This is a genomic window from Flavobacterium arcticum (assembly GCF_003344925.1).
In the GTDB taxonomy this organism is placed as follows: domain Bacteria; phylum Bacteroidota; class Bacteroidia; order Flavobacteriales; family Flavobacteriaceae; genus Flavobacterium; species Flavobacterium arcticum.
Map to the genome: position 1 here is coordinate 2575995 of NZ_CP031188.1, position 15287 is coordinate 2591281.

The 15287-nt window shown below is 35.3% G+C and carries 12 protein-coding genes and 1 tRNA gene; 8 read left to right on the forward strand and 5 right to left on the reverse strand.

The annotated features are described in order from the left end of the window. The first annotated feature begins 161 nt into the window (after nt 1-161). Nucleotides 162-1790, forward strand: coding sequence for an acyl-CoA carboxylase subunit beta (locus DVK85_RS11610; RefSeq protein ID WP_114678598.1), 1629 nt, complete (start codon nt 162-164; stop codon nt 1788-1790). A 75-nt stretch (nt 1791-1865) separates the two neighbouring features. Continuing rightward, the gene (locus DVK85_RS11615) at nt 1866-3485 is read left to right on the forward strand and encodes a M1 family metallopeptidase (protein ID WP_114678599.1); all 1620 of its coding nucleotides are present in this window, start codon (nt 1866-1868) and stop codon (nt 3483-3485) included. Here the strand turns inward: DVK85_RS11615 and DVK85_RS11620 are convergent. After that, nucleotides 3482-4528, reverse strand: coding sequence for an AMP-binding protein (locus DVK85_RS11620; protein ID WP_114678600.1), 1047 nt, complete (start codon nt 4526-4528; stop codon nt 3482-3484). The genes DVK85_RS11615 and DVK85_RS11620 overlap by 4 nt on opposite strands. 17 nt (nt 4529-4545) lie before the next feature. Continuing rightward, nucleotides 4546-5448, reverse strand: a complete 903-nt coding sequence (locus DVK85_RS11625) for a CPBP family intramembrane glutamic endopeptidase (protein ID WP_114678601.1) — start codon at nt 5446-5448, stop codon at nt 4546-4548. 77 nt (nt 5449-5525) lie between these two features. Between DVK85_RS11625 and arsC the strand changes: the two genes are divergently transcribed. Further along, a complete protein-coding gene (gene arsC / locus DVK85_RS11630; protein WP_114678602.1) occupies nt 5526-5867 on the forward strand; it encodes an arsenate reductase (glutaredoxin) in 342 nt (113 codons plus the stop codon). Nucleotides 5868-5946: 79 nt separating this feature from the next. Beyond that, nucleotides 5947-8487 carry a TonB-dependent receptor domain-containing protein gene (locus tag DVK85_RS11635; RefSeq protein ID WP_114678603.1) on the forward strand — a complete coding sequence of 847 codons (2541 nt, stop codon included), beginning with the start codon at nt 5947-5949 and terminating at the stop codon, nt 8485-8487. 66 nt (nt 8488-8553) lie between these two features. Here the strand turns inward: DVK85_RS11635 and DVK85_RS11640 are convergent, their stop codons facing one another. Both DVK85_RS11640 and DVK85_RS11645 read right to left on the reverse strand, forming a co-directional pair. Beyond that, on the reverse strand, nt 8554-8904 hold the full coding sequence (locus DVK85_RS11640; RefSeq protein WP_114678604.1) for a hypothetical protein: 351 nt from the start codon (nt 8902-8904) through the stop codon (nt 8554-8556). A 102-nt stretch (nt 8905-9006) separates the two neighbouring features. Continuing rightward, the gene (locus DVK85_RS11645; protein ID WP_114678605.1) at nt 9007-10281 is read right to left on the reverse strand and encodes a Glu/Leu/Phe/Val family dehydrogenase; all 1275 of its coding nucleotides are present in this window, start codon (nt 10279-10281) and stop codon (nt 9007-9009) included. Between the two features lie 345 nt (nt 10282-10626). On the opposite strand from DVK85_RS11645, the gene DVK85_RS11650 reads away from it, so the two are divergent. From DVK85_RS11650 to DVK85_RS11665, 4 genes are all read left to right on the forward strand, one after another. After that, the gene (locus DVK85_RS11650) at nt 10627-12036 is read left to right on the forward strand and encodes an MBL fold metallo-hydrolase (RefSeq protein ID WP_114678606.1); all 1410 of its coding nucleotides are present in this window, start codon (nt 10627-10629) and stop codon (nt 12034-12036) included. A gap of 87 nt (nt 12037-12123) precedes the next feature. Next, complete coding sequence (locus DVK85_RS11655) at nt 12124-13242, forward strand: redoxin domain-containing protein (RefSeq protein WP_114678607.1); 1119 nt, start codon at nt 12124-12126, stop codon at nt 13240-13242. A 183-nt stretch (nt 13243-13425) separates the two neighbouring features. Next, nucleotides 13426-13506 (forward strand) — tRNA-Tyr (locus DVK85_RS11660). 98 nt (nt 13507-13604) lie between these two features. Further along, nucleotides 13605-14456, forward strand: a complete 852-nt coding sequence (locus DVK85_RS11665; RefSeq protein ID WP_205431357.1) for a phosphatase PAP2 family protein — start codon at nt 13605-13607, stop codon at nt 14454-14456. A gap of 79 nt (nt 14457-14535) precedes the next feature. On the opposite strand, the gene DVK85_RS11670 is transcribed toward DVK85_RS11665, so the two are convergent. Continuing rightward, entirely contained in the window at nt 14536-15279 is a 744-nt protein-coding gene (locus tag DVK85_RS11670) for an SIMPL domain-containing protein (protein WP_114678608.1), read from the reverse strand. Nucleotides 15280-15287: the final 8 nt, after the last annotated feature.

Consider the following 15287-nt stretch of genomic DNA (forward strand, 5'->3'; position numbering starts at 1 on the left):
ATTATATATCAAAAAAGAGCAACACTTGTGTTGCTCTTTTTTTTTACAACAAGCCAATATATATTTTTTGTAAGTACAGTTACTATATCATATCAAATATCAAACGATTTCGTATTTTAGCGCTCCAATAGTACAGTATCAATAAAACTTAGCATTATACCATGGATATTAACTTCAACAAAAACGAAGATCATAACAAACTTTTAGTGTCTGAAATGAAACGCAGACTAACGCAGGTAAAACTGGGTGGTGGCGAAAAAAGAATAGCAAAACTGCACGCACAAGGCAAAATGACAGCCCGCGAGCGTATTGATTATCTTTTAGATAAAGACAGTAAGAGTATAGAGATAGGAGCTTTTGTTGGCGATGGTATGTATGCCGAACACGGTGGCTGCCCATCAGGTGGTGTAGTGATAAAAATAGGCTACATTAAAGGTAAACAATGTATGGTAGTGGCTAATGATGCTACTGTAAAAGCCGGTGCATGGTTCCCGATAACAGGGAAGAAAAACCTACGCGCTCAGGAAATAGCTATGGAAAACAGACTGCCTATCATCTATCTTGTAGATAGCGCAGGAGTTTACTTACCAATGCAAGATGAAATATTCCCTGACAAGGAGCATTTTGGGCGTATTTTCCGTAACAATGCCATAATGAGTAGTATGGGTATAACCCAAATAGCTGCTGTAATGGGTAGCTGTGTAGCAGGTGGTGCATACTTACCTATAATGAGTGATGAAGCACTTATAGTAGATAAAACAGGAAGTATTTTCTTAGCTGGTAGCTACCTTGTAAAAGCAGCCATTGGCGAAAGCATCGATAACGAAGCTTTGGGCGGTGCCACTACACATTGCGAAATATCAGGAGTAACCGACTATAAAGCTAAAGACGATAAAGACGCTCTCGATACTATAAAAAACATAGTAGATAAAATAGGTGATTATGACAAGGCAGGTTACAATCGTATAAAAGCCGAAAAACCTGCTCTAGAAGAAAAAGACATATATGGTATTATACCAAAGGCGCGTAACGAGCAGTATGACATGATGGAAATCATTAAACGCTTAGTAGATAATAGTGATTTTGAAGAATATAAAGCTGGTTACGGACAAACCATTATTACAGGCTATGCCCGTATAGATGGCTGGGCAGTAGGTATTGTAGCCAACCAACGTAAAGTGGTAAAATCTAAAAAAGGAGAAATGCAATTTGGTGGTGTTATCTATTCTGATAGTGCCGATAAGTCTACACGCTTTATAGCCAACTGTAACCAAAAGAAAATACCACTTGTATTCCTACAAGATGTTACAGGATTTATGGTAGGCTCCAAGTCAGAACACGGCGGTATTATAAAAGACGGTGCTAAAATGGTAAATGCCGTTAGTAACTCGGTAGTACCTAAGTTTACCGTTGTAATAGGGAACTCCTATGGGGCAGGAAACTATGCTATGTGTGGTAAGGCATACGACCCTCGACTAATATTTGCATGGCCAAGTGCCGAACTTGCCGTAATGGGTGGTACACAGGCAGCCAAAGTATTAATGCAGATAGAAGCATCATCATTAAAAGCAAAAGGCGAAAAAGTAGATGAAGCTAAAGAAAAAGAACTTTTTGATAAAATAAAAGCCCGTTATGACGACCAGGTATCGCCATACTATGCAGCATCACGCCTATGGACAGATGGCATTATTGACCCACTAGATACTCGTAAATGGATATCTATGGGGATAGAAGCTGCCGACCATGCTCCTATTGAAAAGAAATTTAACCTAGGTGTTATACAGGTTTAATTACAAGAAAATAAAATTTCATATATTAACCTGCTGATTCTTTCAGCAGGTTTTTTATTTAAATGTTACAATAGTATGAAGATATTCGGTGCTTTATTTTTGCTTCTGTCATTTGCACTTACTGTAAATGCACAAACCATCACAAGGCGCGACAGTTTACAGGGCGGTTTACGATCTGAACGCACCAGCTTTGATGTGCAACGCTATGACCTCAACATAACTGTAAATCCTGATAAAAGATACATTAGTGGGTATAACAATATAACCTTTAAAGTGATTGAAAGTACAAAACGTATTCAGCTTGACCTATTTGAAAATATGCAGGTTGATAGCATTATTTATGATACCAAAAAGCTAGTATATAAAAGAGATAATGATGCTATTTTTATAACATTCCCTAAAGAATTAAAAAAAGGCAATACCGAGAAAGTCCGTTTTTATTATAGTGGTACTCCTATAGTGGCTCGTAATGCCCCATGGGATGGCGGATTTGTTTTCAGTAAAGACAATCAGGGTAAGCCATGGGTAGGTGTTGCGGTGCAAGGTACGGGAGCAAGCCTATGGTATCCTGTAAAAGACCATCAAACGGATGAACCTGATAATGGCGCTACTATAAAAGTAGCCGTACCGAATGGATTGATGAATGTAAGTAATGGACGTTTTACAGGCAGCGAGGATTTAGGTAATGGTTATACCCGCTGGGACTGGGAGGTAAAAAACCCGATAAACAATTATGACATTACAGTAAATATTGCTGACTATGCTCATATACATGATAACCTCAACGGACTAGATTTAGACTATTATATACTAAAAGATAATGAAGAAAAAGCACGCAAGCATTTTGAAGAGGTAAAACCAATGATAGAATGTTTTGAAGCTAAATTCGGGAAATATCCTTTTTATGAAGATGGTTACAAGCTGGTAGAAACTCCGTACTTGGGTATGGAACACCAGAGTGCTGTTGCTTATGGAAACAATTATAAAAAAGGCTATAGAGGTATGGATTTATCCTATTCGGGTATAGGGATGCTGTTTGATTTTATTACCATACACGAAAGCGGACACGAATGGTTTGGCAATAGTATTACCAGTACAGATGTTGCCGATATGTGGATTCATGAAGGTTTTACCACTTATTCAGAAACCGTATATGTAGAGTGTCGTTATGGCTATGACAAAGCCATGAAGTACATTAACGGGCAGCGCAGGAACGTGCAGAACGACAAACCTGTAATTGGTATTTTTGGCGTTAACAGAGAAGGCTCTAGCGATATGTATTACAAAGGTGCATTAATGCTGAACACTATACGCCATATTGTTAACGATGATGATAAATGGTGGGCTATGTTATTAAATTTCTCTAACACCTATAAAAAGCAAATTATAAATGGTGAAAACGTAGTTACCTTTTTTAATAGAGAAAGCGGTATAAACCTTACACCTATTTTTGAGCAATATTTAAATTACACCAATATTCCTGTACTGCAATTACGTATGAATAATGGTAGCCCTGAATACCGTTGGGAAACGGATGTAAAAAATTTTATTATGCCCGTTGATATTATAACTCATAAAAATGAAGTAAGACTTAATGGTACTAATAACTGGCAGGCTATTGATGTAAAAGCTAAGAGCCTCAAGGATATTGAAGCTCTTAAAAATAGGTTTTATATAAAAGTAGAGAAGCTTTAAGCTACTGCCATACTTTTATCGCGTATTACTTTACCCGAAGGTGTTTCGGTAAATTTCTCTATAAATAATATTTCTTTAGGCTTTTCAAACTTACTTAGTTTCGAAAATACTTTTTTATCAATTTCATACGTACTGCCTTCTACAACCAGTACAAGTTTTTCGCCTAATTTTTCATCTGGCACACCTTTTACAAAGTAACGCCCTTCTATAAGCCCTGAAAGTTTTTCTTCTATCTGCTCGGGGAAAAGCTTTATACCTCCGCTATTAATAACATTGTCATACCTGCCCATCCATATAAACTGTTCATCGTTTACTATAGTAACAATATCATTAGTAACTACAGGTTCATCGCATAGTACATAAGGATCTATTACAAGACATTCCCTGTCATCCTGACTTATATTTACATTGGGCAGTACAGTAAAGGCTTCCTCTCCTACTCTTTTTGCAGCAATATGGGTTATGGTTTCGGTCATACCATACGTTTCATATATTTTTGTAGGTACTTGCTTCAATTGTTCTGATAATGATTGGTTTACCTTAGCTCCTCCTAATATCAGTTTCTTTACTCTATGCAGTTTATCTAAAGAATGTTCTGCTTGCAAAGGTACCATAGCAGCAAAATTGTATATTTTATCTCCACGCTCTAAAGGGTTTGTAGTTGGCTCTACTAAGTCTAGCTCCCATCCTAAAATAAAAGCTCTTACTAGCATCATTTTACCAGCCACATAAGCTGTAGGTAAACAGTGTAATACTTGTATTTTAGGGTCAAGGTCAAAAAATAACCCTGTGGCAAGTGCCGAGTTTACCATTGCCTGTTTATCTACCTGTATCATTTTTGGCAAACCTGTTGTCCCCGAGGTTTGCATGGTAATAAAATTGTTATTATCAAACCAATCCAATATAAAATCGCCTACAGCTCTTTCATAAGGTTGTCCTTCTTTAATAAAGCTATAGGCTATTCGGCACAAATCATTTTCAGTAAGATGAAAACCATTTAATTTAAAACTATTATGTACAAAATGATAATTTGGTTCGTTCATAAGTTACATTATTTTGGTTAATCTTCGGTTAATCGAATACGCCCAGTAAGTTTTTCTTTCCAGCCACTCCAGCCATATTTTCTACTAAAGATAAATAAAAGAATTGGATATAGTATAAGAAGGGGGACTAATATGTCAAATCCTGCCGATGGTTCAGACATATCTTTTAATACAGAATCTGTCTGGAAAGCAGTCCAATCAGAAGTTACCAATAATGCCGATATAAGATTATTTGCCGCATGAAAACCAAGTGCTAATTCTATACCATCATCCATTAATGTCATGATACCCAATAAAAAACCTGTCCCTATATAATAGAGTAATAGTATATAACCAATTTTACCTACTTCGGGGTTTGCTATATGCATCACACCAAAAAGTACTGATGTAATAATAAGCGGTATCAACCTGCTTCTGGTAGCTACACCTATACCCTGCATTAAATAGCCTCTAAAAAAGTATTCTTCAAAACTCGTTTGCAAAGGCACCATCAATATAGCGGTAACAGCTAGTATGGCAAAAGGGATAGGCTTAAAGTTAAGTACAAAGTTTTCAGGTGCTGTTACATAGGCAATACCTATCAATAGTGCTGTAATACCTCCCCAAAGCCCAAACGAAAACCAAATACGTTTCCAGTCTACTTCTTCCCTAGCAGTTGTAAGGCTCGTTATACTTTGTTTTTGTACATATTTTACCCATAGTAATAATACTCCTAAAAGCACAGCCATAGGTAACAGAGTTTCTATAAATACCCTGTTAGCTCCTTTTTTAGCAATCTCTTCGCGCAATAACTCTTCTACATCTATATTTAGTAATGCTATCGCCGCATAGTTTAACACAATAAGTCCTAAAAAAACTATAGGTATAGGTAGATATTTTACAAAATCAAAATTCTCTGAGTATGCCTTTTTTATATACATTCGTTAATTAAATCTTAGAATTGGACTAATATACTTCTATTTTGATTATTAATAGTTTTCTTTGCAAAAAAAGAAATATGATAACTATATACCATAACCCAAGGTGTAGTAAATCTCGTGAGGGACTGCAATTACTGGAACTACAAGACAAACCCTTTACTGTTGTAAAATACCTGAATGAACCATTAAGCAAACAAGAACTTACAACACTCATTAAAAAACTAGCTATCAACCCGATAGACCTTGTAAGGCAAAAAGAAGCCATCTGGAAAGAACAATATAAAGGGCAAGAACTTACTGATGATGCTATTATTGATGCAATGGTACAACATCCCAGTCTTATAGAGCGCCCTATAGTAATAAATGGCGATAAAGCTGTAATAGCCCGTCCTGCTGAGAATATCAAATCAATACTTTAACAAACTTTTAAGATTAACTCTTTAAACCCGCTACAGTTTTTGTAGTCTTAAAGACTAAATTTATACCGATATATATTTCATGAAAAAATTACATACCGTACTTGTACTGCTTTTTGTACTGTCATCTGCCTTTACCTTTGCACAAGGAAAAGTAAAAATAACAGGAAAAATTATAGAACAAGAAACAAAGCAACCGCTTGAATTTGCAACAGTAACCATACAAACAACTGACAATGTAACTGTAAACGGTGGACTTACCGATGTAAATGGTGAATATAATATAGATGTACCACCTGGTACATATAATATAAAGTTTGATTTTATTTCATTCGAATCAAGTGTAATAAGTAATAAAGAAGTAAGTAGTAATATAAATCTAGGTGTTACAGCAATGGCTCCTGATGCTACACTACTAAACGAAGTAGAAATTGTTGCCGAACGCTCTACTGTAGATATTAAGCTCGATAAAAGAGTATATAATGTAGGTAAAGACATGATTGTGAAAGGTGGTAGCGTAAGCGACGTACTAGATAATGTACCATCAGTAACCGTAGATGTAGAGGGTAATGTAAGTCTTAGAGGTAACGAAAGTGTTACTATATTAATAGACGGACGACCATCTAGCCTTGCTGGTAGTAATATAGCTGAAGTTTTACGTGTATTACCTGCCGACTCTGTAGAAAAGGTTGAGGTGATAACCAATCCTTCTGCGCGTTATGATGCTGAAGGTGGCGGAGGTATTATAAATATTGTATTGCGAAAAGGAAAAGCCAATGGCTTTAATGGTTCTATAGTAGCTAGTACAGGTATTCCTGACAATCATGGCATTAGTGCTAACCTTAACTACAGGAGCGATAATTATAATCTTTTTTCTAACTTAGGATATAACTATAGAAATAGCCCAGGTAATTATTTTACCGATGCTGAATATTTTGATGAAGATGGTAATACAGCTAGCTTTGTAAATGAAAAAAGAGATAACGAAAGAAAACGTAAAGGCTATAATGCTAGTTTTGGTATGGACTTATTTCTTAATAAAAGTACTACATGGACTAACTCTATTAGCCTTAGAAACAGTAACGGTGATAACCCAACCGACACTTATTATGATTATTATACTGCAGATGGTACATATGATAAAACACGCTATCGTTTTAACCTAGAGGACGAAGAAGACAAAAACATTCAGTTCTCTACCAACCTTGTAAAGAAATTTAATGAAGACGGGCATGAGCTTAGTATAAATGGCTCTTTTGCAAAAAGTACTGATTATGAAACAGCACAGATAGACGATGTTGTACTAGGTACTACAACCCCTGATATTGACAACACCTACCAAAGAACCCTTAATGATGAAGATGAAAAACGAGGCTTAGTACAAGCAGACTATGTATTGCCTTTTGGTGAAGGAAGCCAGTTTGAGGCTGGATATCGTGGTAGCTTTGTAGATCTTACTACAAATGCTAAAACAGAAACACTAGAGAGCAATGCTTGGATTATAGACCCTAACTACACTAGTTTATTAGAATATAAAGAAAATGTACATGCATTATACATGCAATATGGTTCTAAATTTGGGAAATTCTCCTACTTACTAGGATTACGCTGGGAAGACTCTGATATAGAAGTAAACCTACTTAGTAATGATAATTATAACAATAAAAAATATAATAACTTTTTCCCGAGTGCTTTCCTTACTTATGAGTTTATCGAAGGTACAAGCGCTAGTATAAGCTACAGCCGTCGTATTAACAGACCTAGAGGGCGTTTTATTAACCCTTTTTCAAGTCTTGCTAGTAACATAAACATCTTTACAGGTAATCCTGACCTTAACCCATCTATGACGGATGCCTTTGATTTAGGTTTTCTTAAAAAATGGGATAAAATTACATTTAGTACCTCAGCATATATTAATGTTACCAATGATTCTTTCCAGTTTGTACGTAGAGAATCGGGCGATTTTGTAACACAAACAGTAGGTGGAGCTGATATTATTGACGAAAACAATGAGGTTGTCGAGGTTGTTGATGGCGCCGATATTAGAACACCCGTTATACTAACTACTCCTATTAACCTTGCTAAAGAATATCGTTTTGGTTTTGAGTTTAACATTAATTACACCCCATACAGATGGTGGAGATTAAATAGCAACTTCAACTTTTTTAGAAATGAAATAGATGGCGATTATACTTATACTGACTTTCAAGGGGATGTAGTAACACAAAACTTTGATAACACAAACTATAGTTGGTTTACACGTATAAACTCTAAGGTAAACCTACCTCTTAAAATAGATTGGCAACTTAACGCCGACTATAGAGGTCCAAGAAAAAATGCACAAAGTGATTATAAAGGAATATTTTCGGCTAATACTGCTATAAGTAAAGATGTCCTTAAAGAACGTGCTACCATAAGCCTTAACGTAAGTGATATATTTAACTCTAGAAAAAGAAAACTTAACTCTAGTCTAGCTCAGGTAGATTCTTACACCGAGATGCAATGGAGAGAAAGACAAGTAACCCTATCGTTTACTTATCGTTTTAATACTAAGAAAAATGATAAAGAACAACGTGGCAGCCAACAAGGAGAAGGCAGCGATGATTTTATGGGAGGAAAATAAAAAAACAATAAAAAATTATAAAAACTGCCCTCAAAAAGTTAGATACTTTTGAGGGCAGTTTTTTTATTATTTAAAAAGAGATAGCGTAACCCTATTAGGACATCCATTATAATTAATATTATTTAAGTCAATACCTGCCTGTTGCATATTAATAAGTAATGGTCGATTATCATTATAATAAAGCCTATCATTATAACCAATATATACATTACGCTCACCATAATCAAAATTATCTGATGTGTAATTATAGTAACCAAACACTTTAGTAAAGTTATCATTATAAAAAGAAAAATTAACGGTAACCTGCGGTGTATAAGCTACTCCTTTTTTTACAGCCAAAGAAAGGACATTAGGTAGTTCTTGAGCATAAGATACTGCTCCTACTAAAAACATTACTAGAACAATTATTTTTTTCATAATCTTTTAGTTTAGTATGATGTACTAACAAATATAATCAAAAAAGGTATCCTATATATTAGGATACCTTTTTTGATTATGTTTATAGCCAACTCTAAACTATTAAGGGAAAATACCTCTTTGCTTATATGCCATCTCTATACGTGTTAATGCTTGGATATAGGCAGCTGTTCTCCAATCGGTTTGATATTGTACTGATGTAGTAACAACTTTGTTAAAAGCATCTTCAAGTTTTTTTCTCAACTTAACTACAACATCGTCCATACTCCATATCTCACCATTACGATTTTGTAACCATTCAAAGTAACTACCAATAACTCCTCCAGAATTACATAATATATCTGGTATCATATCAATACCTCTTTCAAGCAATATTATTTCGCCATCAGTATCTACAGGACCATTTGCACCTTCGGCAATAACCTGTGCTTTAATACTAGATGCATTTTCATCTGTTATTTGGTTACCCAATGCAGCAGGTATAATTACATCGCACTCTATACCAAAAAAGGCATCTGATGCATAATCTTGACTGCCTGCATATCCTGTTATAGTAGCATTTTCTGTTTGGTATCTAAATAAAGACTCAGGATCTATACCCTCTGGGTTATATATTGTTCCTGTAGCATCTTGTACTCCTACCAATATAGCACCATTTTTGTGCATAAAGTGAGCAGCCCAGTATCCTACATTACCAAAACCTTGTACTATATATTTTTTCCCCTCAAGAGTAACTCCTTTTACTTTAGCCCAAGACTCAAGCGTTACCACTACTCCAAAACCTGTAGCTCTATCACGTCCTTCAAGCCCGCCAGAACCTACAGGTTTCCCTGTAACTACGTGTTGGTTTTTAGAACGTTCTGATGGTGATTTAGTCGACATATATGTGTCGGCTATCCATGCCATCATCTGTGCATTAGTATTAACATCTGGTGCAGGTATATCGTGCTCTGGCCCTATATTATCGCCAAGAGCATAAGTAAACCTTCTAGTTATTCTTTCTAATTCAGATAGAGAGTATTGTTTTGGGTCAATTTGAATACCTCCTTTACCTCCTCCGTAAGGAAGTCCTGCTAACGATGTTTTCCATGTCATCCAAGTAGCCAATGCTCTTGCAGCATCAATATCTACCGTTGGGTGATACCTTAGTCCACCTTTATAAGGTCCTAAAGCATTATTGTGTTGTACACGATATCCTGTAAATACCTCTACTGTCCCATTATCCATTTTTACCGGAAAATGCACAACAATTTCGTTATTGGTGATCGATAAAATTTTCTTTACACTTTCATCCAGTCCCATAAGCTCTGCGGCTTTCTCAAACTGGTTTTTAACATTTTCATACATGCCCACTCGGGGCTTAACTGCTGTTGCCATAATTATTGAGTTACAACCTTATGTTGATATACTGTTTTTTAGCTTTCGAAAAAGCACACAAATATATAGCAAGTTTACGATAACTTAATACATCCTGTTGACAATTTTTTAATAATACTACGTTAAAATTATCATTGCCTCAATTTAAACAATTACAACCTTAGTTAAAATACATAATACACAATACAACCTTGTATTCTTGCCTAAAAAACAAGTTAATTATAACTACAAAACAAAGATTGGTTTTAGTTAAATAAACTATAATATCACAAGGAGTCCTCTATTTGGCTTTTTGACACCGTAGATTTTGATATATTTGTAGTTATTACAATTAATAAGTTAAAAATGAAACTGGAACAAATTTATACAGGCTGTATAGCACAAGCAGCATACTACTTGGAGAGTAATGGCAAAGTTGCCATATTTGACCCACTTAGAGAAGTACAGCCCTATATAGATAAGGCTACTAAAGATAATGCTACCATAAAATATATATTTGAAACGCACTTTCATGCCGATTTTGTATCAGGGCATATTGATTTGGCACAAAAAACAGGTGCAAAGATTGTTTATGGACCTACGGCGCAGCCTAATTTTGAAGCGATTATTGCTACCGATGGGCAAGAGTTTAAAGTTGGTAACTATACTATAAGAGCAATACATACTCCTGGTCACACACTAGAGAGTACCTGCTACCTACTTATAAATGAAAATAATGAAATGCATGGCATAATAACAGGTGACACGCTATTTATTGGCGATGTAGGTCGTCCTGACCTTGCACAAGCACTTACAGAAGAGCTTACTCAAGAAATGCTAGCATCACACTTGTATGACTCTTTGCGAAATAAAATAATGCCATTACCCGATGATATTATAGTATACCCTAGCCATGGCGCGGGGAGTGCTTGTGGTAAGAATATGAGCAAAGAAACAACTGATACACTGGGCAACCAGAAGAAAACAAATTATGCGTTACGCGCAAATATGACCAAAGAAGAATTTACAGCAGAGCTTCTTGATGGGCTGGGTGCACCACCTGCTTATTTCCCTCAAAATGTAATGCTAAACATACAAGGTTATGATAGTCTTGATACTGTAATGAACAAAGGGCTTACTGCGTTAAACCCGCAAGAGTTTAAAAACATGGCAGAAACTTCAGTAGCTATTATACTTGATGTAAGAACAGAAATAGATTTTGCTGCACAACATATACCTGGTAGTATATTTATAGGACTTAATGGTGGCTTTGCCCCATGGGTGGGTGCTTTAATACGCGATGTTAAACAACCCTTACTATTAGTAACGCCCGAAGGGAAAGAAAGTGAAGCTATAACACGATTAGCGAGAGTAGGTTTCGATAACACATTGGGCTACCTTAATGGTGGTATAGCAGTATGGACAACAGTAGGCTATGAAACTGACAATGTTCGCTCTATAACTCCTGAAGTTTTTGCAGAGAACTATGCAAAGCATAAAATAACAGTAGTAGATTCTCGCAAACCAAGCGAATATAATAATGGACATATACTAGATGCTCTAAATATACCTTTAGACTTTGTTAACGAACAGCTAGCAGAAGTACCTAAGGAAGAAGATTTTTACATACACTGTGCTGGTGGTTACCGCTCTGTTATTATGGCATCTATACTAAAAGGTAGAGGATATCATAATATGATTAATGTAGAAAAAGGATTTGGAGGTATAAAAAATACAGCTGTAAAAACTACTCTTAACACAGTAGAACCTGCTTAAAATATAAAACTTTAAATTAATTTTCGGGTGAAGCTGCAACAATCCGATTTTTGAATACTTTTGCAGCACTAAAATAACATAATAATTATGAAAAAAATTCTTTTATTTCTTGCTCTATCAGCAGCCTTTGTATCCTGTGATAAACCAGCAGAAAACGAATATGAAATTACAGGTACTATTGCAGATGCCTCTATGGATGGTAAAAATGTAATACTTGAAAAACAAGGCGGATATACAGGCTTTACACCTGTAGATACAGTAAAAGTAGAAAATGGAAGGTTTATTTTTAAAGATACTGTTTCTGCTCCATCATTACATTTTCTTAGCTTTGAAGGAATACCTGATCAAAAAGCTAGTTTAATATTAGAAAACGGAAAGATTACTATAGCCATAAATAAGGACACTTTAGATAACTCTATTCAAGGTGGTACATATAACAATGAAAAACTTTATGAGTACTCTAAAACAATGAAGGCTAAAAATCAGGAAATTTCTAAATTTAAAGCTGATAATACTCCTTTAATGATGGAAGCTACCCAAAAGAATGATACAGTAGCAATGAAAAGACTTAATGATGAGTATAAAGCTATTGCTGATGACATGGAAAAAAGCACTGTTGACTTCATTAAAAACAACCCTAAAGCTTACATTAACGCTTTAATATTTCCGCGATTAATGAACTCTAGAAATCTTGATGATGCACAAATAAAAGAGCTATATGATGGTCTTGATGATGAGGTGAAAAACACAAAAGAAGGTAAAGAAATTGGCGATATGTTTGCTGCTAGCGTTGGTAATATAGCTCCTGAATTTTCTGCTCCTAACCCAGAGGGTAAAACAGTATCTCTAAAAGATGCTATGGGTAAAGTTACCATTATCGACTTTTGGGCGTCATGGTGTGGACCTTGTAGAAAAGAAAATCCTAGTGTAGTGGCTATGTATAACGAGTTACACGAAAAAGGGCTTAACATCATTGGAGTATCTTTAGATAAAGATGCAGATGCATGGAAAAAAGCTATTGCTGATGATAACCTTACTTGGAGCCATATATCTAACTTAAAATTCTGGGAAGATCCTATTGCTAAGCAATATGGTGTACAATCTATACCAGCTACTTTTATATTAGATGCTAGCGGAAAAATAGTCGCTAAAGACCTTAGAGGCGAAGAACTAAAAGCTAAAGTAAAAGAACTTTTAGGAGAGTAATTTTCTAAAGCTATATAACATAAATAAAAAATCTCCTCTGGGAGATTTTTTATTTATTTAACCTACAATAAGTTACAAAATAGTTACTAAAATAGGCAAATTTATATTTGTTTAATAAAAAAACAACTGTATATTTGCATCCGCATTTAGGGAATACTTCTACTAGTATTACAGCCTAAAATTGGGGAGATACTCAAGCGGCCAACGAGGGCAGACTGTAAATCTGCTGGGAAACCTTCGCAGGTTCGAATCCTGCTCTCCCCACAAAAAGGGAATTATCGTAAAGATGATTCCCTTTTTTAATATAATAAACTTTAGAAGATATAAATATTACCTTTGTGCTCTTTATATAACTACAAAACATGAATAAACTACTTTATATATATATACTTCTCGTTATTACCCCAAGTTTATTAATAGCGCAAAATAACGTTGTTGTTCCTGACCGTTCTGATAAAACGATATGGCAAGACTTTACTTATGATATGGGAAATGTATTTAAGGCTGCTGGGTATACCTATACAAGACCATTACATTGGCAAGGAGACGATTTTTTAAAACTAGGAGGAGTTGCTGCAAGTACCTATGGTTTGTATCTTGTAGACGACAATATTCGTCGAGAATTTTTAAACCATAAAAAAGATGTTCCTAATGTACTATTGAATTACGGATGGTATGCAGGTAGCCCACAAAACAACTATGGTTTTACGGGAGCAGTATACCTAACAGGGTTATTTAGCAAAAACCCAAAATTAAGACGTACAGGCGTACTTTTAATATCTGCAGCAACCACAACGGGTTTTTTGCAGCAATTAACAAAATCTGCCGTTGGTAGAGCGAGACCAGGGTCTGATTTAGGGAAAAATCATTTTCGTCCCTTTGGAGGGAGTGCAAAATATCGTTCTTTTCCTTCAGGGCACGGTGTACTAACATTTACAAATGCCCATGTAATAGCAAAACAGTTTGAAAATATTTGGATAAAAGCAGGCATCTACGCTGTAGGTATCGTGCCAGGAGCTTCTAGAATTTATGCCGATGCGCACTGGGCTAGTGATGTTTTTTTAAGCTGGGCTACAAGCTTTTTTGTAGTAGAAGCAATAGACATTTACTTAGACCGAAAATATGATGAAAAGTACAATAACAAAAAGCCGCTCAAAACATCATTATCATTAACGTTTAATGGTAATCTTATTGGTGCAGTTTATACGTTTTAACGCTAACAGAGCAAATACAACACATAAAAAAATCCTGAACTAAATAGTTCAGGATTTTTTTATGCTATCACGTCAGCCTCTATTCTTCTCTAGCTTCTCTGTATCTATCTAATCTTTTCTTAATATCATAATACTCTATTTCATAAGTGATACTAACATTAGCAGTTATAGTTATTTCTCCTACGGCAAGTGTTTCTTGCGCCATATCTCCTGCCATCGATTTCATTTCCATAGCATACATAGGTCTTGGATATGAGTTATTTTGAGTATTATCGCTAATTACCAACGGATATCCCAAATACATATCAGTAGCCTTTACATACTCTTCTGCTTTCATTTTAGTATCTGCTACAGCTTTTATACGCGCTTCGCTTTCATACTGCTCTTGCTTTGATGTTTTAAACTGAATACCTTGTATGTTATTAATCCCTACATCTGTTAACCCCATCATGATTTCATCATATTTAGACAAGTCTTTTAAATGAATAGTCATTGTTTGTGATGCTGTAAAAGAATATTTTTTTGTTTTATAATCTTGATTTCGATTAAGGTATACCCTTTGTGTTTGATAGTCTTTTTCAGAGATTTTACTTTTTTTAAGGAACTTTATTACCTTGTCTATAACAATGCTATTTTCTTTTTTTACTTCGGCGGCGTCTGTTCCGCTATTAGTCACTCCAACAGTTATTACTGCCTCATCAGGCACGACCATTATTTTACCTTCGCCAGATACGTTTATTTGTCTCGGTGCATTTTGAGCTACCGTTTGTGCCCCCATATAGGTACTTGTTACAACAAGTAAGGCTAATACAATTTTTTTCATAGTGTTTT

Excerpts from the sequence above, each read along its gene's own strand:
- DVK85_RS11610 (WP_114678598.1), top strand. The coding sequence starts at position 162 with ATGGATATTAACTTCAACAAAAACGAAGATCATAACAAACTTTTAGTG.
- DVK85_RS11615 (WP_114678599.1), top strand. The coding sequence starts at position 1,866 with ATGAAGATATTCGGTGCTTTATTTTTGCTTCTGTCATTTGCACTTACT.
- DVK85_RS11620 (WP_114678600.1), bottom strand. The coding sequence starts at position 4,528 with ATGAACGAACCAAATTATCATTTTGTACATAATAGTTTTAAATTAAAT.
- DVK85_RS11625 (WP_114678601.1), bottom strand. The coding sequence starts at position 5,448 with ATGTATATAAAAAAGGCATACTCAGAGAATTTTGATTTTGTAAAATAT.
- arsC (WP_114678602.1), top strand. The coding sequence starts at position 5,526 with ATGATAACTATATACCATAACCCAAGGTGTAGTAAATCTCGTGAGGGA.
- DVK85_RS11635 (WP_114678603.1), top strand. The coding sequence starts at position 5,947 with ATGAAAAAATTACATACCGTACTTGTACTGCTTTTTGTACTGTCATCT.
- DVK85_RS11640 (WP_114678604.1), bottom strand. The coding sequence starts at position 8,904 with ATGAAAAAAATAATTGTTCTAGTAATGTTTTTAGTAGGAGCAGTATCT.
- DVK85_RS11645 (WP_114678605.1), bottom strand. The coding sequence starts at position 10,281 with ATGGCAACAGCAGTTAAGCCCCGAGTGGGCATGTATGAAAATGTTAAA.
- DVK85_RS11650 (WP_114678606.1), top strand. The coding sequence starts at position 10,627 with ATGAAACTGGAACAAATTTATACAGGCTGTATAGCACAAGCAGCATAC.
- DVK85_RS11655 (WP_114678607.1), top strand. The coding sequence starts at position 12,124 with ATGAAAAAAATTCTTTTATTTCTTGCTCTATCAGCAGCCTTTGTATCC.
- DVK85_RS11665 (WP_205431357.1), top strand. The coding sequence starts at position 13,605 with ATGAATAAACTACTTTATATATATATACTTCTCGTTATTACCCCAAGT.
- DVK85_RS11670 (WP_114678608.1), bottom strand. The coding sequence starts at position 15,279 with ATGAAAAAAATTGTATTAGCCTTACTTGTTGTAACAAGTACCTATATG.